Source organism: Shouchella lonarensis (assembly GCF_900096965.1).
Classification (GTDB): Bacteria; Bacillota; Bacilli; order Bacillales; family Bacillaceae_D; genus Shouchella; species Shouchella lonarensis.
This window is the reverse complement of the sequence record NZ_FMYM01000008.1, coordinates 1-23,288: the sequence shown is the minus strand read 5'-3', so window position 1 is coordinate 23,288 and position 23,288 is coordinate 1. Positions and strand designations below refer to the sequence as shown.

General features: G+C 43.3%; 20 protein-coding genes. 1 reads left to right on the top strand and 19 read right to left on the bottom strand.

Translation table 11 applies throughout. From position 1 onward, the window contains the following. Nucleotides 1-113: 113 nt before the first annotated feature. The 3 genes from BLT29_RS09190 to BLT29_RS09180 all read right to left on the bottom strand — a co-directional run bounded on the left by BLT29_RS09190 (nucleotide 114) and on the right by BLT29_RS09180 (nucleotide 3,757). Nucleotides 114-1,109, bottom strand: a complete 996-nt coding sequence (locus BLT29_RS09190; protein ID WP_090776036.1) for a glycosyltransferase family protein — start codon at nucleotides 1,107-1,109, stop codon at nucleotides 114-116. 28 nt (nucleotides 1,110-1,137) lie between these two features. Next, entirely contained in the window at nucleotides 1,138-2,259 is a 1,122-nt protein-coding gene (locus BLT29_RS09185; protein WP_090776035.1) for a glycosyltransferase, read from the bottom strand. Between the two features lie 73 nt (nucleotides 2,260-2,332). Further along, nucleotides 2,333-3,757 carry an O-methyltransferase gene (locus BLT29_RS09180; RefSeq protein WP_176763878.1) on the bottom strand — a complete coding sequence of 475 codons (1,425 nt, stop codon included), beginning with the start codon at nucleotides 3,755-3,757 and terminating at the stop codon, nucleotides 2,333-2,335. Nucleotides 3,758-4,078: 321 nt separating this feature from the next. On the opposite strand from BLT29_RS09180, the gene BLT29_RS09175 reads away from it, so the two are divergent. Continuing rightward, the gene (locus tag BLT29_RS09175; RefSeq protein WP_245701199.1) at nucleotides 4,079-5,053 is read left to right on the top strand and encodes a glycosyltransferase family protein; all 975 of its coding nucleotides are present in this window, start codon (nucleotides 4,079-4,081) and stop codon (nucleotides 5,051-5,053) included. 32 nt (nucleotides 5,054-5,085) lie between these two features. On the opposite strand, the gene BLT29_RS09170 is transcribed toward BLT29_RS09175, so the two are convergent. The 16 genes from BLT29_RS09170 to BLT29_RS09095 form a co-directional block, all read right to left on the bottom strand. Next, nucleotides 5,086-5,733: a class I SAM-dependent methyltransferase gene (locus tag BLT29_RS09170; protein WP_090776032.1), complete on the bottom strand. Its 648-nt coding sequence runs from the start codon at nucleotides 5,731-5,733 to the stop codon at nucleotides 5,086-5,088. Between the two features lie 62 nt (nucleotides 5,734-5,795). Continuing rightward, nucleotides 5,796-6,425 (bottom strand): orotate phosphoribosyltransferase, encoded by a 630-nt coding sequence (gene pyrE / locus BLT29_RS09165; RefSeq protein ID WP_090776031.1) that lies wholly within the window; start codon nucleotides 6,423-6,425, stop codon nucleotides 5,796-5,798. Continuing rightward, nucleotides 6,418-7,149, bottom strand: a complete 732-nt coding sequence (gene pyrF, locus BLT29_RS09160) for an orotidine-5'-phosphate decarboxylase (RefSeq protein WP_090776030.1) — start codon at nucleotides 7,147-7,149, stop codon at nucleotides 6,418-6,420. Before pyrF ends, pyrE begins: the two co-directional genes overlap by 8 nt. Further along, the gene (locus BLT29_RS09155; RefSeq protein ID WP_090776029.1) at nucleotides 7,146-8,060 is read right to left on the bottom strand and encodes a dihydroorotate dehydrogenase; all 915 of its coding nucleotides are present in this window, start codon (nucleotides 8,058-8,060) and stop codon (nucleotides 7,146-7,148) included. Before BLT29_RS09155 ends, pyrF begins: the two co-directional genes overlap by 4 nt. Then, complete coding sequence (locus tag BLT29_RS09150; protein ID WP_090776028.1) at nucleotides 8,057-8,833, bottom strand: dihydroorotate dehydrogenase electron transfer subunit; 777 nt, start codon at nucleotides 8,831-8,833, stop codon at nucleotides 8,057-8,059. The genes BLT29_RS09155 and BLT29_RS09150 overlap by 4 nt, the downstream gene beginning before the upstream one ends. Before the next feature lie 29 nt (nucleotides 8,834-8,862). Continuing rightward, complete coding sequence (carB, locus tag BLT29_RS09145; RefSeq protein ID WP_090776027.1) at nucleotides 8,863-12,069, bottom strand: carbamoyl-phosphate synthase large subunit; 3,207 nt, start codon at nucleotides 12,067-12,069, stop codon at nucleotides 8,863-8,865. Beyond that, complete coding sequence (locus tag BLT29_RS09140; protein WP_090776026.1) at nucleotides 12,048-13,166, bottom strand: carbamoyl phosphate synthase small subunit; 1,119 nt, start codon at nucleotides 13,164-13,166, stop codon at nucleotides 12,048-12,050. Before BLT29_RS09140 ends, carB begins: the two co-directional genes overlap by 22 nt. Then, entirely contained in the window at nucleotides 13,159-14,436 is a 1,278-nt protein-coding gene (pyrC, locus tag BLT29_RS09135) for a dihydroorotase (protein ID WP_090776025.1), read from the bottom strand. The genes BLT29_RS09140 and pyrC overlap by 8 nt, the downstream gene beginning before the upstream one ends. A gap of 18 nt (nucleotides 14,437-14,454) precedes the next feature. Continuing rightward, nucleotides 14,455-15,348 (bottom strand): aspartate carbamoyltransferase catalytic subunit, encoded by an 894-nt coding sequence (locus BLT29_RS09130; protein WP_090776024.1) that lies wholly within the window; start codon nucleotides 15,346-15,348, stop codon nucleotides 14,455-14,457. A gap of 9 nt (nucleotides 15,349-15,357) precedes the next feature. After that, on the bottom strand, nucleotides 15,358-16,674 hold the full coding sequence (locus BLT29_RS09125) for a solute carrier family 23 protein (protein ID WP_090776023.1): 1,317 nt from the start codon (nucleotides 16,672-16,674) through the stop codon (nucleotides 15,358-15,360). Between the two features lie 130 nt (nucleotides 16,675-16,804). Then, nucleotides 16,805-17,335 (bottom strand): bifunctional pyr operon transcriptional regulator/uracil phosphoribosyltransferase PyrR, encoded by a 531-nt coding sequence (gene pyrR / locus BLT29_RS09120; RefSeq protein ID WP_090776022.1) that lies wholly within the window; start codon nucleotides 17,333-17,335, stop codon nucleotides 16,805-16,807. Between the two features lie 182 nt (nucleotides 17,336-17,517). Then, nucleotides 17,518-18,429, bottom strand: coding sequence for an RluA family pseudouridine synthase (locus BLT29_RS09115; protein ID WP_090776021.1), 912 nt, complete (start codon nucleotides 18,427-18,429; stop codon nucleotides 17,518-17,520). Further along, on the bottom strand, nucleotides 18,426-18,884 hold the full coding sequence (lspA, locus tag BLT29_RS09110; RefSeq protein ID WP_090776020.1) for a signal peptidase II: 459 nt from the start codon (nucleotides 18,882-18,884) through the stop codon (nucleotides 18,426-18,428). The genes BLT29_RS09115 and lspA overlap by 4 nt, the downstream gene beginning before the upstream one ends. Nucleotides 18,885-18,985: 101 nt before the next feature. Next, on the bottom strand, nucleotides 18,986-19,546 hold the full coding sequence (locus BLT29_RS09105; RefSeq protein ID WP_245701198.1) for a TraR/DksA C4-type zinc finger protein: 561 nt from the start codon (nucleotides 19,544-19,546) through the stop codon (nucleotides 18,986-18,988). 227 nt (nucleotides 19,547-19,773) lie between these two features. Continuing rightward, complete coding sequence (locus tag BLT29_RS09100) at nucleotides 19,774-21,654, bottom strand: bifunctional 2',3'-cyclic-nucleotide 2'-phosphodiesterase/3'-nucleotidase (RefSeq protein ID WP_090776018.1); 1,881 nt, start codon at nucleotides 21,652-21,654, stop codon at nucleotides 19,774-19,776. A gap of 566 nt (nucleotides 21,655-22,220) precedes the next feature. Further along, complete coding sequence (locus BLT29_RS09095) at nucleotides 22,221-23,081, bottom strand: DUF368 domain-containing protein (RefSeq protein ID WP_090776017.1); 861 nt, start codon at nucleotides 23,079-23,081, stop codon at nucleotides 22,221-22,223. Between the last annotated feature and the right edge of the window lie 207 nt (nucleotides 23,082-23,288).

Sequence of the window (23,288 nt, the reverse complement as noted above, 5' to 3'; positions counted from 1 at the left end):
CCAAACACGGATCACACATCCACTTGATCCGTGTTCTCTCTTCAAATGCTAGACGAACCCATCATCCACAGAAAGTCATAGCTTGCACATCCTTAAATACGAAAATAGTACATCTAATTCTTCTTTCTTAACAAGAAATCTTTCACCATCTCCACAAATTGCTTAGCACGAACATCATTCGTATGTTTCTTATGAATAAACTTGTATCCCGCTTCAGTAATTTTAATCCTCTCTGCAGGATTTTTCATGTAATACCGTGCTTTCTTATAAACGTTATCGGTCGTGCAAGCAACATAGTTTACGCCATTAACAAATCCTAACTCTTCAATATCTCGATTTGACTCTGCTAACAGCAATGTTTTACTTGCTGGAACTTCAAAAAATTTCTGGACTGGATAAGAACCTACACGAGGAATACGGGCACCACACGTAAAAAAGATATGAGCACGATTGATTGCCTTAGCATAGTTTTCATTCATCATCCCTTTTTCCTTGTCGGTTAAATGACCGGGATGAGGAATATAAAAGAAATCAGGATGGTCACGAAAGACAGATAATACATGATCACGAAACGCATACTTCCCTTTTGCTGGAGTTTTATAACCCTTATTTGCCGCCGTTGGTGTGTGTACAAGTCCCATAAGTAATAGCATCATCTCTTTTTTTTGCTTTCGGTCATAAAACACCTTAGGATTAATTGCCCATGGCAACCAGCGGAATTTCTTTTTAAAACGTGGAAAAGCCGTTAGAAAAGCGTGTTTTCCTACAGAAAAGATGAGGTCTATACGATTGTCTTTGAAATACGCAGCTCTTAAAGCCTCATTCGTGTGCGCATCAATGACAAAACAGCCTTTTGCAATCTTTGTTTGGGCTAATCCTTTAATGTCGGGCGCAAATGGTTTTGCTTTATGTCCCGTGTCATAATGGAAGATAAAATCCGGTGTAAATGCCAATTGAGATAAAATGTCTGTAAGACGCCCATCTTTATGCCAATAACGGACTTCTGCATGCTTTTCAATTGCCGTAATCATATCCATCTTTGATGCATGTTTGGGATATAATTGGTCAAATGGTTTAATTAAAATTAACACCTTCAATTTCCTGTCCATCTGTTCACCAACCTAACGTTATCATCCTCTATGAACGCAAAATTTCTTTGTATATCTCCTTCACCTTTAAACTATTGATTCTCACATCATGATGATTTTCCACATATTTTCTAGACGCACGACCGATTTCTGTCCAACGATGAACATTTGCTAACAGGGTTCTCATCACAGATGGGAATGTATCCGGGTTTGCATTAATAATTGGTAAATCTGATGGATAATATGGCAACATAAAATCACTAATGTAACACACAACCGGTTTACCTAGTGCCATCGCTTCGGCAGACAACCCACCATAACTTCCGATGCGTAATTGATCAATGATCAAATCAGCCCGTTCATAGTGTCTTTTTGCTTTTTCATGCGCCATACCTTTAATTAGTTGGAAATCAAACTTAAAATCTTTCTGTAGTCCCTTCATTGTTTTTACGATCGTCTCTGTCCCTTTTACACCTGTATGAGTAGGCGCATGGACAATAAGTGGACGTCTTGTAGGCGCTGCTCGCACTGACACTCGTGAATATCTTCGAATATTCCCTACATTGCGCGAAGAACGGACAGCATGACTCACTCTTTGAAAAGCGTGTCTATTTATCCGATATTCTAGCAGATCAATCATACGCGGCACTTGAAATACTTTTTCATAATAACTCTTGACATAATAGCGTAATTCTTCGTCTGCAACCAAACAGAAACGAATATATTTAGAAAGTTCTTCTAATTTTGAATAAACTTGATCAGAAGAAAATGTGCCTTTCACAGCTGCATACGGATTGATCTTCAACGCTTTTTCGATTGTTCTAACTTCACTTCCTCGATGATCCATGATCATTGTTTTTTTTGCTTCGCTTAACAACCTTAAATCCGCATGACTACGTGTAAATGTAAATCCTCCATAAAAATGGAAAATATCGAAGTGAGGAATGCAGTATTTTTCCAAGAATTTAAGAATATCTTTTTCCTTACCACTTTTCGGCCACATTCTTTTTAATGGATAGTGTTGCTTATATGCTAGACGATTACTGTACGCCGTAATCGTTCGGGCAAACACGCCGTGGTCGTTTAATCCTTTTACTAAGGTTGCCATTTGATTGCCGATATTAATGGGTCCCATTAAAACATTGCATCGTTTTCCTGTAAGGTCTGCCATAAAATCCCCTCATACCCTTATATTTTACACATGTATTACAATTACACACATCTCCCTATCATCATGAGGATCACTATGCATATACATCCCGCAAATGTTTTCGAGCCTGTGAATCTGCAATATGTTTGAATCGATTGCTAAGCTGCTGCTCTAAAGAAAGAGCCGTCCAACATAAAGTGGCAAACGGTGTTTCTCGATGATACAATTGCCCATTTTTTATTTTCAAACCCGTACAAAAGTTACGATTTTCAATTCGCGGATGTGCTGGCTTATTCGGGTATTTCTTATTCATGAATGGTTTAAAATTCCATCCCATTTCTAAATAGGATTCATTTAAATATTTCACATTTGCTTGGTGTCTCATAATGATATGGTTTAAAATTGATTGATCATATATCTTCACTTTCATCTGCTCAATCGCGCTTCTTAATTCTTGCCATAATTTTTCTAATTCCAATATATATTTTTGTGGCATTGCATACATCGCTCCCAGACCATAACGTGACTGCTTCACTTCTAAACCTCCACCACAATCGCGCATGTTACGTCCATAGCCATAGCCAATAACATTAATTTTATCCAGATCTAATTTATTTTGCAGATTTGTATAAATGAGCGTATCGGCATCTAGCCAACATACAAACTCATGCCTTTTCGCCGCATCTGCTAAAATGCGTGATTTGGCAGACCTTAATGGTAGATCACGTGCTTCTTTTTGAATCTCATCCATTGATAAATGATGTTGAAGTTTACATTGAGGTAATTTCATATTTTTTTCATCTGTATACACAACCAATGTTGCATCATTATTTGCGGAAAATGTCCGGGCTAAGCCTCTTACGTATTGGTGATATTTCTCTCCATACGCAGCAGTAACAAAGGTAATTTCTCGCTTTTTTTCTTTCTCATCTGTTTGGTTTATTTTTTTATCAAGTACAACCACTTTTTTATCAATTTGATTCTTTTCTTTTTCGTTCTCACGCTGGTCGTTATTTAACTCCTCATCAACGTGAGTTCCCAGCTGATTGTCTTTTAGTGCCAATACTTTTGTACGTGTTTGTTCGTTGTATTCCACCAGATCAAACAACGCGGTTCCTAAATCATACTCTTTTCTTTCTGCATCGTGTAATAATACAACACCATTTTTGTTTAAGACCGCCTGTGCAACCATTAAACATTCAAGTCGTCTACGTCCATCAACAAAAATAAAATCATATTTTTGTACTTCCGTTTGCATCAATGGCCAGCATGCATAATGGCTCCTAATATTTGAAATTGGTTGTAATAATAATTCCACACGATCCCCTAGCTTTTCTTTTGTTTCTTTATACCAATATTCTTGATGCTCGATACCAACAATACGAGCATCGGGACACTCCTCTAACATCATTTCAGTGGACCGACCCGGACCGTATTCCAAGATCGTTTTTGGTTGAACTTTCTTCAACCATTTCCGTAGTGTTTCCTCATAATCCCAGCTATTTGCTTCACTTTGCACATCGGTTTCCTCCTTCACCTTTCCTTTTGAGACTGTACTCATAACATATCCTTTGCCTCGACTATTTCTTCTGTCAATCACTGCCATCTCCCCTTCCAAAAAACACATCGCTTTTTATAAAATCATATTATCATATGCACGAATTCCGAAAAGTGATGTCTTTATGTTTCTTCTCTTCCTCATCACATTACAAGTATTGTGTTTAGCATATGCACAAAATCATGAAATGTTTTACGTACATTTCTCTCACATTAAACGCACACCACTTAACTCGCTCACATATTATACGAAACAACACCATATAGCGGGAAGGTGCCACTGATGCTGAAAATCTTAATATTAATTAAACCATTTCACCGACAGTATCCTAAACATCAACCAAAAATGGATATGATCACCGCAATTGAACGTTATGCAGACGTGAGATATTGGCATACAGATGGGCATATTCACAACATTATAAATGAACTGTCATTTAAGCCAGATTTTATCTTCCACTACGATATGAGTAAGTATTTATCCCCAAACATAGAAGGATTAAAACAAACAAAGATTCCTAAAGGATGCTTCGTATATGATGTCCATTGGAAACAAACAGCTAAAAAAATGTTTTTCCTTAAAAATAATTTTGACCTGATTTTTTCTGTTTCAAAAAATCCATTCCTAGCTGTCTTTCCAGAATTAGCAAGTAAATTTCGCTGGCTCCCTTGGGCAATTAACCCCGCCATTTTCAAAGATTGGAAACAAAAAAAAGACATCCTGTATTTACTGACAGGACTTGTATATTCCACAGATCCGGATTGGCGCTCATATGCACAACAAGCACGTAAAGGACGGTATTTATTTCGAGAAACTGTATTATCCAAGATGAAAAATGAACCTGGATTTGTTTTTCATCCTCATCCTGGACACCTGACTTCCGATAAAAATGCGCTAGTAAATAAAAATTATGCTAAACAGATCAATCGTGCACATATTTTCTTCACGTGTGGTGCGAGGGTTCCCAAAGCTGGAAAATATCCAGTACAAAAATTTTTCGAAGCGCCCGCATGTAAAACATTGTTACTCGCAGAACCTAACGAAGATATACGCGATTTAGGGTTCATTGATGGTGTCAATTACGTGGCGTGTGACACAAATGACTTTTACAATAAAGCACGCTACTATATTGACAATGAACGAGAACGAAAAAAGATTACAGAAGCAGGTTATCAATTAATCCGTCACAATCACACAAATAACATTCGTGCCAAACAGTTTGTTCGTATCGTTCAAACGTTTCTCGATATGCAATAAATGTTGATGAATGATCACAGCTTAATCTGTTCTCATTTCTTTGCTTTACTAACATAAGCTAGACCATCTAACACTGGTATATGTCCATTTGTTATCAATCCAGCTTCAGAAAATGTCTTGTCCAGTTCCTTGCAGCTTAAACGATGGCGGTGTTCTGCAGCTTTCGCCCATTTTAGTAAAAATGCTTTTTCTGTCTCACTAAAATGATGGTCGTCTGCATAGTCGCTTGCCGCTATTTGACTCATTTTTTCACTAGGATTGAGCAATACAGCGGTTCCACCCTGTCTCAAAACGCGCGCCATTTCAACCAACCCTTGTTTTGGATCAGGCAACAAGAACAGCACACATGTCGATAAAGCAATGTCGTATGCATCATTTGGCAGTGGCAAATTTGTTGCGTCACCAACAAGGGCGCGCGCATGCTTTGTTTCTGACAACAATTCATTCGCACGGGCGACCATTCCTGCTGATAAATCAACGCCTGTCAGTGTTGCCGCAATAGATGCCCCGCGTAACAATAACCTTCCTGTGCCACAACCAATGTCAACCACATCACGCGCTGTCCAGTCGCCAGATAAGAGGAAAAGCTCATGATGGATCTGTTTCAACCACATCGTTTGCGCCATCTCATCAAAAAAATCAACCAATGGATCAAATTCATTGCCGTCCATTTTTCTCATCCTTATTCATCCTCCATTCCAACATTCAGAAGCCCGAGGTCAGATGAGCATTCTTCCGACTTCTAGGTTAGCCATGACTCGTCTGCTGGGTTCTTTCGCCAAGTGGCCAATTTCTCTTGCTCACTTGTCGTAATCATACCACGACTTTTTGCCACTTGCACAAGCGTCGGGTAATTTGTTAACACTTGAAACGGGACATTGGTCACTTGAAACGCTTCTGTTGCTTTAGGTAATTCATATGAAAAGATTGCCGCAACAAGAAGTGGATTGCCACCGGCAGCGCGAATTGCTTCCACTGCGGCAAGTGCGCTCCCGCCTGTTGAAATTAAATCTTCAATGACAACAACGTTCTCATTCTCATGTAGTTCACCTTCAATCAAGTTTTTCTTCCCATGCCCTTTTGCACTGCCACGTACGTAAATCATTGGTAGCCCTAAAAGATCACTAACAAGTGCGGCATGCGGAATACCTGCAGTTGCTGTCCCGGCAATGACATCGGCATCCGGTGCATGCGTACGGACAAGATTTGCTAATCCATGGGCAATTTCCGTACGAACATGCGGGTAAGATAATGTGAGGCGATTATCACAATAAATGGGAGACTTTAGTCCCGAGCTCCATGTAAATGGTGCTGACGGGGACAAGCTCACTGCGCCAATATCTAATAAATGTTGTGCAATTTGTTCACTCATTTTCTCTACTTCCTTCCCAATCCCGTTTCATTTCTTGATAAACAACCAGTGGATCAACGGCCTTTGTGACACTGCGTCCAACAACAATCGCCCAACTTCCAAGTGACCGCGCTCGCTCTGGGGTAACAACACGCCTTTGGTCGCCTTTTTCATCAACAAGTCTTCTAATCCCTGGGGTGACAGTTAAAAATGATTGTCCGCATGCTTCATGAATAAGTGGCACTTCTTCTGCTGAACATACGACACCGTCTAATCCGCTTTCTTGTGCAAGCTGTGCATACGATTGTACGACGGATGGAAGCGGATCGCGTAGCAACAGTTCCTTTTCTAACATGATTTCATCGGTACTCGTTAACTGTGTTACAGCAATAATTTTTGGACGTGATTGCCCCGATGGCGTTCCTGCCTCTAGTCCCTCTCGTGCCGCTTCCATCATCTTCTTGCCACCAGCCGCATGAACGTTGACAACGTCAACACCTAACGACGCTAACACTTTCATCGTCTGTCCAACCGTATTTGGGATATCATGTAACTTCAAATCAAGAAAAATACGATGTCCAGATGTTTTCAATTCAGAAATCATTGTTGGCCCTACTTGATAAAAAAGCGCCATCCCAACCTTCACGTCTAATGGCATATCAGCAAATCTTGCCAGGCATTGTTGCCTCTCTTCTCGTGTGGCAAAGTCTAAGGCGAGAAAAAACGGTCGATCTAGCTGATTCATTGCAAGCTCCCCCCTATTAGTTCAGTGACGTGACGCACACCGATCTCATCTAATGCTGCCGGGAGTGTTTCAATGAGTTTTGGACAAATGTACGGATCCACAAAATTTACCGTTCCAACTGCCACGGCGCTGGCACCTGCTAATAAAAACTCAATCACATCGTCCACCGTTTGAATGCCACCCATACCAATAATTGGAATTGATACGACTTGACTCACTTGGTGGATCATCCGAATCGCCACCGGTTTGATGGCTGGTCCTGACAAGCCCCCATATTGATTTGCTAAAATTGGCTTTCGTGTGCGCGTGTCAATGCGCATTCCTTGTAGCGTGTTAATCATGGCCAAACCATCTGCCCCTGCTTGTTCTACTGCTTGTGCCATTGACACAATGTCCGTCACGTTTGGGGACAATTTGACATATACCGGAACCGCAGAAACAGCTTTCACTTCTTTTGTGAGCTCAGCCGCGACGAGCGGATCTGTTCCAAATGCAATCCCACCTTGCTTCACATTTGGGCAAGAAATGTTTAGTTCTAGTGCAGAAATCTTTTCTTGCTTTGATAATTGAGCTGCTACTTCGATATACTCGTCCACTGTTGCCCCAGCAATATTGGCGACCAAGGGCACCGTTTTATCTTCAAACCGAGGGAGTTCCTTATAGATTACACCTTCTATTCCAGGATTTTGTAGTCCAATGGCGTTTAACATTCCTGCTTTCGTCTCTGCCACTCGCGGTGTTTCATTTCCAAACCGTGGTTCGGGCGTCGTTGCTTTTAACGCAATGGCACCAAGAACGTTGAGGTCATAAAATTCCCCGTATTCTTTCCCGAATCCGAAGCAACCTGATGCAGGCATTATCGGATTTTTCATTTCCAATCCTGGTAACGTGACACGCAACCGCTCGCTCATAACAACACCTCCCCAACTGGAAACACCGGGCCGTCGGTGCAAATTTTCCGATACTCGTGCGCTTCTCCACTTACGAGTGGACAAACACAGGCAAAACATGCACCAATCCCGCAGCCCATACGCTCTTCTAATGAAATAAACGCACGTCTACCAACATAACGTTCTGTCAATGTTTGTAGCATCGGAGTCGGTCCACATGAGTAGAGTACATCGAAGTCAAGACCCGCCTCATCAATGGCTGCAGTCACAAACCCTTTCATTCCATAGCTGCCATCGACCGTTGTCACCCACGTTTCCCCGAGCACACGAAACTTTTCTTCATAAAAAACATCCTCCTCGCTTGCAAATCCTAACACCGCATGTACACGTACGCCTTGGGCAACAAGCTGTTGTGCTAAGTAATAAAGGGGAGGCACCCCAATCCCGCCGCCAACAAGGAGCGCCGTCTCTCCTTGCTTCGCTTCTTCTACAGGGAAACCACGTCCGAGTGGACCGAGTACATCTACACGCGTACCAATGAATTTTCCTGATAAACGCCTCGTCCCATCACCACTGGCACGATAAATGAGGGTTACTTCCTGACATGACTGATCGACATGGGCAATGCTGAGCGGGCGACGGAGCAACAAGTCGTTCGCACCGTCTATCCGCACATGTAAAAATTGCCCTGGTGTCGTCATTTGCCTAACAAGCTCACCTGATAGAATAAGCTCATAGCTGTCTTTTGCAATCTTCTGTTGCGACACAATGGTTAGTTCACATTGCTTCCTCATATCATTGCCCTCCCCATTTTCCTGACCGATTATTGGCTTCCATGTGCATTTGAGAGTAAAGGAATGCTCTCTGAAGAAAATGTGATTGATTCAAGTACACTTAACAATGCCGCCGCTGTATCAATGGACGTCAAGCAAACGACACCGTTTTCGACAGACTCACGACGAATACGGAAACCATCGCGGGCAGGTTGTTTTCCGCGTGTTAGTGTATTAATGACAAAATGCGCCTCGCCACTCCGGATCGTGTCTAATAAGTGGGGTTTCCCTTCGTTAATTTTGTTCACGGTTTGCACAGAAATACCGGCTGCTTCAAGCGTCCGTGCCGTACCAGCTGTCGCCATTAAGTGATAACCAATGGTATGAAAACGACGCGCAAGATCGAGGGCTTCTTCTTTGTCTTTGTCCGCAACTGTAAACAGCACCGACCCGTGAGTAGGAATCTTCATTCCTGCCGCAATTAACCCTTTGTACAATGCTTTTTCGAGCGTTTGATCACGCCCCATCACTTCCCCAGTTGACTTCATTTCAGGACCGAGAGAAATATCAACACGGCGTAATTTGGCAAACGAAAACACTGGCACTTTTACCGATACTTCTTTGGCTTCTGGATGATAACCAGAACCGTAACCAAGGCTTTGCAAACTCGCTCCTAACATGACATGTGTCGCTAACCCAGCCATTGGCACACCGGTAATCTTGCTTAAAAACGGCACCGTTCGGCTTGAACGTGGATTCACTTCAAGCACATAAATTTCATCTTGATGCCATACAAATTGGATGTTGAGTAAGCCAATAATGTTGAGTCCTTGTGCTATCCGGGTCGTTCGTTCAATGATGCGTTCTTTCAAATGAGCTGGCACAGTTTGTGGAGGATAAACGGCAATCGAATCACCGGAATGGACACCAGCACGTTCAATATGTTCCATCATCCCAGGGATGTATACATCTTTTCCGTCACTAATTGCATCCACTTCTAACTCTTTTCCTGTCAAATAGCGGTCAACGAGCACAGGATGCTTCGGGTTTACTTTCACCGCTGTTTGCATGTAACGCAACAACTCTTCCTCATGGTACACAATTTCCATTGCACGCCCACCAAGGACATACGAAGGGCGAACGAGCACAGGATAACCAATTTCCCGGGCAATCGTCACAGCGCCATCAACAGATGTCGCTGTCTTCCCTGGAGGTTGGGGAATATCAAGTGCAAGCAATGTTTGTTCAAACTTGTCACGGTCTTCTGCGCGATCCATGTCTTCAAGGGCTGTCCCGATAATCTTGACCCCGCGACGCGCTAATTCATCCGCTAAATTAATCGCAGTTTGACCACCGAACTGAACCATCACCCCTTTTGGCCGTTCACAATCGACAACATTCATCACATCTTCTACTGTTAACGGTTCAAAATACAACTTGTCTGATGTTGAGAAGTCTGTTGAAACTGTCTCTGGATTGTTGTTCATAATAATGGCTTCATAGCCCGCTTCTTTAATCGCCCATACCGTATGCACAGTCGCGTAGTCAAACTCAATTCCTTGCCCAATCCGGATCGGTCCAGAACCAAGGACGAGGATGCTCTCTTTTTCCGTCCGGATAGACTCATTCTCCTGCTCATACGTACTATAAAAATACGCTGTCGGCGAAGCGAACTCAGCTGCACATGTATCCACCATTTTATAAACAGACACGATCCCTGCTTTTTTTCTCGTTTCATATACCATCTGCTCTTCTATTTGCCATACACGACTTATATGCGCATCTGAAAAACCCATCCGCTTTAAGCGATATAACAAGCTTAAATCTTCCTTTGCTTCCACCACATAAGGCTCAAGGGCAACGATACGCGCTAGTTTTTGTAAAAAGAAGCGATCAATTTTTGTTGCTTGCCAAATTTCATCTATCGACACTTCTTTCCTTAGTAAAGAAGCAATTGCAAACAAACGTTCATCATCAGCATGAGAAACTTTTTCTAACAATGCTTCGCGACTTTGTTCTTCGAGCGCTTCATCCAATACATGATCATAACCAGCTTCTAGGGAACGAACTGCTTTTAAAAGTGACTCCTCAAGTGAACGACCAATTGCCATCACCTCACCTGTCGCTTTCATTTGCGTACCTAACTTTCGGTTTGCGGACTCAAATTTATCAAAAGGCCAACGTGGAATTTTGGTCACGACATAGTCTAAAGCAGGTTCAAAACACGCATACGTCGTCTCCGTGACAGGATTTTTCAGCTCATCTAGATGATAACCGACGGCAATTTTCGCTGCCATTTTCGCAATTGGATAGCCTGTTGCTTTGGACGCTAGCGCTGACGAGCGGCTAACACGCGGATTTACTTCGATGATATAGTACGCATCACTATCAGGATCAAGCGCAAATTGGACATTACAGCCACCTTCGATGCCAAGTGCACGAATAATATTTAATGAAGCATCTCGTAACATTTGATAATCTTTATCTGATAACGTTTGGCTTGGCGCAAACACAATTGAATCGCCCGTGTGGACACCGACTGGATCAAAGTTTTCCATATTACATACAACAATCGCTTCATTTTGCGCATCACGCATGACTTCATATTCAATTTCTTTAAACCCAGCGATGCTACGCTCAATTAAACATTGCGTGACAGGGCTATATTTCAGGCCGCTCGTGACGATTTCTTCCAGTGACTCCTCGTCATATGCAATACCACCGCCTGTACCCCCGAGTGTGTATGCTGGGCGAATAATGACCGGATAACCAATCTGTTTGGCAAAATGTGTTGCCTCTGTCAATGTATGAACGATCTCACTCTCCGGAACAGGTTCTCCGAGTTCATGCATCAATGCCCGAAACTGCTCGCGGTCTTCAGCTTGTTCAATCGCACTTAGTTTTGTGCCAAGTAATTCTACCTCGTAGACATCAAGCACTCCTTCTCTGTGAAGCTCAAGCGCCAAATTTAAACCTGTTTGCCCACCTAATGTTGGTAATAACCCATCAGGTCGTTCTTTCCGAATGATGCGACTGACAAATTCAAGGGTCAATGGTTCAATATACACACGATCGGCCATTGTCGTATCTGTCATAATTGTTGCTGGATTTGAATTCATTAAGATCACTTCATATCCTTCTTCTTTTAACGCTTGGCATGCTTGTGTACCGGCATAATCAAATTCCGCTGCTTGTCCAATGACAATCGGACCAGACCCAATGACTAAAATCTTTTTTACATCTGTGCGCTTTGGCATATACGTTCCACTTCCTCTCGTCTTGTCTCAACATGTTGCACCATAAGTTGAAGAAACTCATCAAACAAATAACCCGCATCATGTGGTCCAGGTGCTGCTTCTGGATGATACTGTATGCTAAATGCTGAAGCAGACTTATGGGTAAGCCCCTCAATCGTGCCATCATTTACGTCTACATGGGTTACTTCCAAGTTTGTCTCCATTAAAGAATGAACATCAACGGTATAACCATGGTTTTGCGAAGTAATCTCAATTTGTCCCGAAGCTAACTGCCGGACCGGATGATTCGATCCACGATGTCCAAATGACAGTTTACTTGTCGTTGCGCCACATGCAAGAGCAAGCAATTGATGCCCTAGACAAATCCCAAACAGAGGAAGTTTTCCAAGCAATGCCTTGATCGTCTCAATTGTTTCCGGTATATCCGTCGGATCCCCCGGTCCATTAGAAACTAAAACACCATCGGCACGTAGGCGTAAAATATCTTCTGCTGGCGTGTTGTATGGCACGACAATGACATCGCAGTGACGTTCAATGAGTGATTGTAAAATACCATGCTTCATGCCACAATCAATGAGCGCAACCCGCTTGCCTTTTCCAGGAACATGATAAGGGGTCTTTGCAGAAGCACGCGCAACTTGATCTCGGCGTGGCGTCTCTTCTCGTAACATGCGTGCCACTTCTGTCGTGTCTACTGTCAGATCGCATATGCGGCCGCGCACTGTCCCGTGCATACGAATTTTTCGTGTCAACATACGAGTGTCAATGCCAGCGAGACCGGGGATGTTTTTTGCAACGAGTAAGTCATGCAGGGATTCTTGCTTTCTCCAATGACTAGGCTCATGCTCTACTTCTCTGACAATCACACCTGAAATCATCGGTGCAAGCGACTCAAAGTCATCACGGTTAATGCCGTAATTACCAATGAGTGGGTACGTTAACGTCACAATCTGATCACAGTAAGATGGATCAGATAAAATCTCTTGATAACCGGTCATTCCTGTATTAAAGACGACTTCTCCACTTAAGCTTACATCTGCCCCGAAACCTTCTCCTTTGAAGACGGTGCCGTCTTCCAGCACAAGTTGTTTATTCATTGGTTGTTCGCTCCTTTTGGAAAACCTTTTTACCACCCACGAAGGTAGCAGTTGGAACACCTGTACATTGCCAGCCATGAAACGGTGTGTTTTTTCCCTTTGAAAAAAACGTTTCTCGGTCAATCGTTTCTTGTGCGTTCGTATCTAAAATGACAAGGTCTGCAGGTGCACCTTCATTTAACGTGCCATATGGCAAACCAAATGTTTTTGCTGGTTTCACCGTTAACCAATCAATGAGTTGTTTCAAGGTCCACTTGCCCGTCTGAACAAAATGCGTATGCAACAATGGAAAAGCTGTCTCCAAGCCAACAATTCCAAACGGCGCGCGCGCGATTGTCGTCGCTTTCTCCTCTGCTGTATGCGGAGCGTGGTCTGTCGCAATAAAGTCAATCGTCCCGTCCAAGAGCCCCTCAATTAATGCTTCACGATCCTTAGCGCTACGTAAAGGAGGGTTCATTTTATAGTTTGTATCCATCCCAACAATATCCTCTTCACATAAAAGCAAATGGTGTGGCGTCACTTCAGCAGTCACATGAATGCCTGCTCGCTTCGCATCGCGAATCACACGCACGGATTCTTTCGTTGACACATGACATACATGGTAATGCACGCCTGCCGCCTCTGCCAACAACACATCTCGGGCAATATGCACCGCTTCACAAACAGACGGAATACCAGGTAAGCCATGAGATGCGGCATAGCGTCCTTCGTGCACAGCCCCTCCTTGAATGAGTGTATTGTCTTCACAATGAGCGACAACAGCCATGTTTAAAGCCGCTGCTTGTTTCATGGCTTTTAACATCATCCCGGCCGATTGCACCCCAACACCGTCATCCGTGAAAGCAAATGCCCCAGCCTCTTTTAAACCAGCAAAGTCGGTTAACTCTACTCCTAATTGCCGTGTAGTAATGGCTGCGTATGGCAATACGCGTACATGTGCAGCGCGCTTGATTCTTTCTTGTAAATCGACCATGTGAGAAACCGAATCTGGCACCGGGCGCGTATTAGGCATTGACGCCAACGTCGTGAACCCACCACGAGCAGCCGCTTTTGTTCCTGTTTCAATCGTCTCTTTCTTTTCCCCACCTGGCTCCCGTAAATGAACGTGCACATCCACAAATCCGGGACTTACCACCATCCCTGTAGCATCAAATGTTTCATCTGCCTCGTTCAATTTGTACGTGATTTCACCGTCTTTCACGTAAACATTCTTTACTTGTTTCTGTCCATTCTCATCTAACGTAAAACCGCCTGATATTTTTATGACCACCTTGAACCGCTCCTCTCTTTATTCAGCTGCTTCATTACACAGTGCGCGCTTTAACGCGGCCATTCTTACAAATACACCATTCTCACTTTGTTTGAATATACGGGAACGTTCACACTCGACAAGTGTTCCTGCGATTTCCACATCGCGATTGACAGGTGCAGGATGCATAATAATGCTATCGTGCTTCATTTGCTTTTCTCGCGCCACGGTTAACCCGTGTAACATATGATAAGTTTCTTTTGAAAACGCTTCTTGCCCGTCATGCCGTTCGTGCTGCACCCGTAAAAGCATGAGCACATCCGCTTCCTTCACTGCTTCATCCATTGTCACATATGGAAAATCATGTACAAAAGTGCCCATCCATGATTGCGGACCGCTCACATACACATCTGCACCAAGCCTTTTCAACACATCCGCATTAGAACGTGCTACCCGACTATGAAGCAAGTCCCCAACGATGACCACACGCAGCCGACGGAATGAACCAAATTGTTGCTTGATTGTCAGTAAATCAAGTAACGACTGGGTCGGATGATTACCACAGCCATCACCGGCATTTAAAATGGGGATCTCAATCCCTTTTAACTGCTCATAAAAGCGGTCCTTTGGGTGACGAATGACAAGTGCTGCCACCCCGAGTGATGCTAACGTTCGAGCAGTGTCATAAAGAGACTCGCCCTTTTGCACACTTGAATGCGCGACAGAAATATTTAATGTATCTACCCCTACTTTTTTCTCCGCGATTTCAAAACTGCATGATGTGCGCGTACTCGGTTCAAAAAACAAATTGGCGACAAACGTTTGCTTTGCGACGTGCCACGACTCTCCGTTAGCAAATGCCTCTGCTTCGTTTAAAAGGGATTCAATCTCATGGCGTGTTAATTCGCTAAGTGCTAACAGGTCTTTTTTCATCGCTGCCTCCTATATTCGTTTTGTGTTCATTTGAGAATCAAACATCGTTTCTTTCCCATAGCTCGCCTTGCGATTTGGCAATACTGCATGCAAACATAAACCAACGACAGCCGCAAGCGACATGCCAGAGAGCTCAAAATGTGTGGTGAAGCGAACCGTTGCACCGCCAATGCCAATGACAAGAATGACAGCAGCAATAATCATATTTCGCTTCTCCCCGAAATCAACCCGGTTATCAATGAGCATCCGTAAGCCTGCCGTAGCAATAACACCAAATAGTAAGATTGACATGCCACCAATCACCGCCGGTGGAATCGAAGAAATGACTGCGGCAACTTTTCCGCTAAAAGAGAAGCCAATGGCGAACAACGCCGCTCCTGCGATGATAAACACGCTAAACACCCGTGTGATTGCTACAACCGCAACATTTTCACCATATGTTGTATTCGGTGGTCCTCCAATCATTGCCGCAATCATCGTTGCTAGTCCATCACCGAATACAGTGCGATGCATCCCTGGCTTTTCTAAAAAGTTGCGCCCTGCCACTTTGCTCAACACCATTAACTGACCCATATGTTCGGCCAATGTCACAAGTGCCACCGGTGCAATTAGGACGATAATGGTCCAGTTAAAACTCGGTAAATAGGTGATGTAAGGAATCATTAAATCGGGTACGGCAAACCAGCTTGCTTCTCGAACTGGTTGTAAATCAATCAAACCTTGCCATAGCGCAACGAAGTAACCCGCCACTAGTCCAAGTAAAACAGGAATTAAGTTTAAAAAACCTTTGAAGTACGCAGCGGCAATGATCGCCACCCCTAATGTGACCGCAGCCACCATCACATGCGTTAAGCTGTATTGGTCGGTTCCCGGCATATACATTGCATTTCCTACGGCTGTTGTTGCAAGTCCTAATCCAATGACAATAATAATCGGTCCAACAACGACTGGCGGCAACACTTTTAACAACCAGCGTGCGCCGAAGAACTTGATCGCAATTGCCACACCGCCATAAACGACACCGGCAAAAAAGCTCCCGATCATCGCCCCTTCTGGTCCGCCAATCTCTTGCGCTGCAATGATTGGATAAATAAATGCAAACGAAGAACCTAAGTAAGCAGGAACACGCCCTTGTGTCACAAGTAAAAAAGCAAGTGTTCCAAGTCCACTCGATAACAGCGCTGTTGCAGGGCTCATGCCAATGAGTATCGGAACAAGGACTGTCGCGCCAACCATGGCACATAAATGTTGTAAACTGAAAAATAACCATTGTTGCAGATTAGGAATTTCACGAATTCCTAATCGCATTGAACGTGATTGTCTCATTGGTATACTCCTTTATATTTGCCATATAAAATACCCCCTGTAAGTACAGGAGGCACGTGAGAACAAGGGCAGCCAAAATGAGCCACACCGTTCCTCTTGTTAGCCTCACTGGACTCGATTTAAAGAGGAGTTATTCAATTATTACTGCGTCAAGTGCGTCAACCTCATTGACGTTCGCTGCGATTCTCTCTTGACGAGCGGTCGGCACATTTTTTCCGACATAATCTGGACGAATCGGTAGTTCTCTATGACCACGATCCACCAATACAGCTAGTTGAATGGCTGCTGGTCTGCCAATATCCATTAATGCATCTAAAGCAGCACGTACCGTTCGACCTGTATACAACACATCATCGACCAAAATAATCGTTTTTCCATCAATTTTACCAGGAATATGACTTCCTTGTAATATTGGCTCATGTGTTGCTGTTTTCATCGTTAAATCATCACGGTAAAGTGTAATATCAATTTCCCCAACTGGCACCGCAGCCCCTTCAATTTCTTCAATCCGCTGCGCAATGCGTCTTGCTAAATAAATGCCACGTGTTTTTATCCCAACCAATACAATGTTTTCTGTCCCTTTGTTTCGTTCAATCACCTCATGAGACATCCGCGTCACTGCGCGTCGAATCGCATCTGCATCTAATATTACTCTCGACATTTGCTAAACCTCCTGTTCCGGATACACGTAGAAAATAAAAATTCCCTTGTCCGTCATGAGGACAAGGAAATTTTAGGCAGCACAATGACACAGCTACCTAGCCGTTACCTTCCCAGCCTCACAGGACTGTATTTAAAGGATCCTATTCATTTCATCTAGTATCGCAAACTTCACATTGCTTGTCAAGCTTTTTCGCGCAACTGCTGCAACAGCGTATGCATATCCTCTGGGATAGGCGCAAAGAAACGTAGCGCTTCTCCAGTTCGAGGATGAGAAAAACCGAGAATCTCTGCATGAAGTGCTTGTCCGTCAATCGGTAACGTTTTTTTACGACCATACTTCGCATCTCCCGCGACTGGATGACCAATATACGCAAAGTGAACCCGAATTTGATGGGTGCGACCTGTCTCTAATTGACATGATACATAGCTATAATGCGCAAACGTCTCGTCGAGCGTAAAATGCGTCACTGCATTTTTACTATTCACATGCGTCACCGTCATTTTTTGTCGGTCACGTTGGTCACGACCGATTGGCGCATCAATTGTTCCTTTTGCATGAGGAATGACGCCGTGAACTATGGTCTTGTACAATCGTTCCGTCGTTTTGTCTTTCAACTGCGCTGATAAATGCGCGTGCGCAAACTCATTTTTCGCAACCATTAACAAGCCCGATGTGTCTTTATCAATCCGATGTACCAATCCAGGACGCACATGCTCATCCATACTCGGTAAATGCCGACAATGGTAAAGCAACGCATTGACAAGTGTGCCACTTCGGTGTCCAGGCGCAGGATGCACAACCATGCCGCGAGGTTTGTTCACAACCATGACATCTTCATCTTCATAAACAATATCAAGCGGGATGTCCTCAGATTCAATCACTGTTTCTGATGCTTTTGGAAAAGCAAAATCAATGTGATCATCTATTTGTACTTTATAATTTGGTTTGATCATCTGACCGTTCACTTTCACTGCCCCATCGTGAATCCAACGTTGCACAGATGTTCGTGAAACATCTTCAACCAAGGTCACCAACAAGCGATCAATTCGTTCCTCATGTTGTTCTTCTGTTACTGTCCACGAAAACGTCATTGACTTGTTCCCCTTTTTTCTTTCCATGTATCCATTAAGATCTGAAGTAAAAATAAACCTACACCGACAGATAGTGAAGCATCAGCAATATTAAAGATCGGAAAGTTGCCGAATGTGTCAATAAAATCCACCACTTCCCCTGCTAATAGACGATCAATAAAATTACCAATTGCGCCTCCTAGTACGAGACCTAGCGCAATTTTTAGCAATCGCTTTGATTTTGCTTCCGTTTGAATTAAATAAATAATGACACCAATTACGCCCACTGTCACAATATAAAAAAACCACATTTGTCCCGATAAAATTCCAAACGCCGCCCCATCATTTCGATGAGAATACAAAGAAAGCACATGACCGAGAACTGGAACTCTCTCACCAATCTCCATGTGCGTGACAACAAGCCATTTTGTCCACTGATCCAGTGCGATGATTACCAATGCGATGACGTAAGCCAAGCACGCCCGCCCCCTTACACAATTAAGATGTATCCATAGTGTAACACATATTTCTCCGAAAGTCGCTCTGCAAAATGCGTAGGGAAACAAGCTGGTTATCTTTAATCTGGTTCTGGATAAGTCCGTGCGTTGTCGCGAGACTCATCAACAACCCTTTCTGATCCATGAAAACCAGTCATCCCTGTTGCTAAGCGCTCACCAATTTCTGCGCCTTCTTCCTCAGTCTCTCTTCGATCATTAAAATGACTCACACGCTCATATGCGTCGAATTCACGGTCTTCAGCAAAATAGTTGTTCGTCAATGTACCGACTTGTGGGACAACATGATTCGCTTTACTACGGTAAGCAGCGACTGTTCTTGCGGTAGGATACGCTTCAAGACGTTCATACGGAATCATTTCCCCCGTTTTCTCACATATACCGTATGTGCCGTCTGCAAACTTTGCTAACGCACGTCTCACTTCATGGAGCTCATCCTCCACTTGCTTGTGTAACACCGCGTCTCTGTCATATTCAAAGGATGCTGTTGCTGTATCAGCAGGGTGATTATCATAATGCGAAAGTTCTCCTGTATCATGCGAATTTGGCTCAGCCAAACGTGCTGTTAACGTCTCCGCTCGTGCCAACAATGTTTCCTTTAAATGTAAAAAATGCTCGTCCATCAACACCATCTCCTTTTCGATAGCATCACCGGATTTTAACAGATATTACCCACCAATATTAGCCAAACGAAACAAATGCCATCGACAAAATGTATATAGAACTCGAGAGTCTTTTCATCAGTCTCATGTGATCCAAAAGCAAAGAGAAAGCGAACGTTTATATTCTAAACTGTTCGCCCTCTCACGCCACTTCTTTTATTCAACTTACAAAAACAAAAAGAACTCTGCTATTGTACAAGCGGATGAAACTGGAAGCGACCTGTCGTGTCCTCAAGCAATTCGACAAAAGCAACGTTTGCTGTTTGATCCGCCAAACTTTCTCCAGCGATATCCGTTTCAAATACAATTTTTGCGTCCGTCTCAAAAGGAACGATTGACCAATTGTTTGATGCTTCCACATTTAATACGCCATCGTAATTTCGGATATAGTCAATAATTACTTCGCGGTTCTCATCTGTGGAAGCGAGCACCGTTGCTACATCCTCCAGGTGGTCTCCCCCTCCACCTGCGCGGTAATTATTTGTTGCCACGAGGAATTCATCCTCTGCTGTTACTTCTTTTCCTTCATATGTCAGATCAACGATACGTTCTCCAACAGGCTTTGTCACGTCAATTTTGTATGCTACGCCCTCAATGGTATCAAAATTAAAGCTGGCAAAATCAGTATCGATCAAAGGTTGCTCTTCAGAAGAAGCTGGATCAATTTGTAAGAAGTTTTCTGCAGAACGCTCTAACCATTTTTGAAGCGCCATACCATTTACCTTGACGACATGCAGCGTGTTAGGATAGACATAAATATCGTTGACATCACGAATCGCGATTTCACCAGCCCCAACGTCTGTATAATCCCCACCACGTCCGGCTCGGAAAGGCGCAGCAGCTGATAGCATTGGCATCTCTTCATATTCTGTTCCAGCAAAATTGCGCTTCATGTAATCTAATTGTGCTTCATTCACTAATTGAACGACCTCGTTATCCATGATGCGAGAGAAAAACGTGTTCAAATCATTCTCTACTTCCCCGACAGGACGATTGACATACGCTACCGCCGCCTCATGCGTTTCCTTAACAAGTGCCACCATATCAGGATGTGGATCATACTTCGCCGTTTCTTTCACTTTGCTATCAAACGAAACGACTTCCCATGCGCCGTCTTTATGACGAAGGTCGAGTTCAATCACACCTAAGTGGTTACCCCAAGACCCGGGCATGACCGCCGGTACACCGTTGACGGTTCCCTTCTCTACATCAACCCCATCAATGTCAGTGAAGTCATCTGATCCGGGGAACACATAATGCTGATGACCAAGAATCATCGCATCAATGCCTTCTACTTGAGATAGCTGATATGCAGCATTTTCACTTGCCTCATCATTTGGATCAATGCCCGAATGAGAGAGCGCAACAACAAGATCAGCGCCTTCTTTCTTCATTTTGGGAATGTACTTTTCAGCTGAATCAATAATTTCCTCAACATAAATGTTCCCTTCTAAATGCACAGCATCCCACGTCATAATTTGTGGTGGCACAAATCCGATCACACCGATACGCAAAGTTTCCCCACCGATTTCTTTTTCAATGATCGTATAAGGGTCATAACGCAATTCATCTGTCCCTTCATTGTAAACGTTTGCACTTAACCACGGGAATTTCGTTTTCGCAATCGTATCATCTAAGTACGTCAGCCCAAAATTAAACTCATGATTTCCTAGCGCTGCCGTATCGTACTTCATGAGGTTCATCGCATCCATAATGTCATGCGGCTCGTCCGCGTTGACCGGATTAACACTAGAGAGAACCTCTCCTAATACACTCCCTTGGATCATATCCCCGTTATCTAATAAAAGTGTATGCTCATGTTCATTACGAATTTCTTCAACTAGCGTATGTGCTTTCGCCAAACCAAAAGAGTCATCCACTTCATCCACCATATAATCGTAGGGCATCATATGGGCATGAACATCTGTTGTGCCCATGATCACGAGTTGCTCAGTGTCTTCTGCATTTTCACCGCTCGATTCTTTGCTCACTTTGTCACTCTCACCACCACATGCAACAACTACGAGTGAAGTGCTAAGCATGATCGCCGATAACAGCCATTTTTTCATAAAAAATCCCTCCTAAATGTTAAACCAGTAGATCAATAACAAAATGCATACATCAACAAAAAATCATACAGCTCGTAGATTTCATCTGCAAAACCTCCATTCATTATGGTACACCTTTATTGTATATGAAACGGCTTACAACTGGGGAAAGTATCAAAAAATGTCGATTTTATGTAAAAAAATTTTGGTAAAAATCTGGACGTCTGACACATATAAAGATATAAAATACACCACCCACTATTATACTACGTAATAAATGAGTGGTGTATTTTTCCACCTACACGATTCATAGCATTTGCCCAAATAAGGCAAGGACTTGGCGTTTTTTAAGCGGGAGCTATCAATAATGTAGGTATTAACGGCAGGATGGCTGTTTGGGCTTGTAAGGGCTTAAAGAGCCCTAAGGAGGCATAGTGCCGTTGCCAAGCAGTAGGGATGTGCCAAGGGGGACAAAAAGATATTGCTAGTGCTAGTCTTTGTGTCGCCCAAATGTTTTTTACAAACGTTTCTTTTAAGTGAGTGTACAAGAAAACTACTTCACTATCACATGCGTATGTTCCTACGGTCTATGTCCGTTCAACTTTCCCGAATGTGATCGCGGTCATAAACCCAGCGAAAAGGGAGAGGATACAAATGACGCCGTATAAAAATGAATATGGCATGCCTACAGGGAAAATTAGGACGATTGAGCCGGCAACAAGACCGAGCATCACTGCATACGTCACTTGGGTATAGGTGTTAAAAAAGAAGCGAATGACGCGACTCGTAATGAAAATACCCGCGCAAACGCCAAGGCCAATGGTGAAAATGACAGGAATGTGAAAAGACTTAAGGGCGATAGTGGCTGTATCGTATGCACCAAGTATTATCATCATTAAGGCGCCACTGACACCAGGAAGAACGAGGGCAGTGCTCGCGATCCAGCCAGCTGCGAACAAAAATAAGTATGTGGAGAAACTGAGATTGGTCAGCATATTTGCAGTGTGTTCAACACTTCCGGTTTGTTCCATACTGGCCGTTGGATCGTGTAACAAGCGTAATAACGCCACTAATGTGAAGGAAAGAAAGATCAGCATCAAATGAAAGAGGCGGAATGATTTGTTTGTTTGTATGTGACTTGATCGCCATAAAAACGGCAAGATACCGAGAATAAGACCGACAAAGAGATAAAATAACGGCATTTTGTGATACTTACCTAGGTATGTGATAAGATGACTGAACAGTAGCAAGGCACAACCCATGCCAAGACCAAGTGGAATGAGAAAGCCTAGCGCGCGTTTCCAGTTCCTTGTCGTTAAATCGTTTAGTGCTTGTAATAGACGTTCGTATACTCCCATGAACATGGCAACAGTGCTACCACTAACGCCAGGAACAAGTTCGGTAACTCCCATGGCGATACCACGAAAAATGTTAGACCAAATAAACATTACCACAGCCTCCAGTATAGTAAGACACGAAAAGTATAACATTAATCAAACCATAGCAGAACATGTAAGTCAAGCGTGTTGGAATTTACTCCCCTTAACCGAACCAATTAATAGTATGTGTAAAATAGTTCTCGAGGACTGAAACACGTAATATTCCACATTGTGGAATATTGGGTGCAAAAGACTGGGCAAAAAAGAAAAGACCCT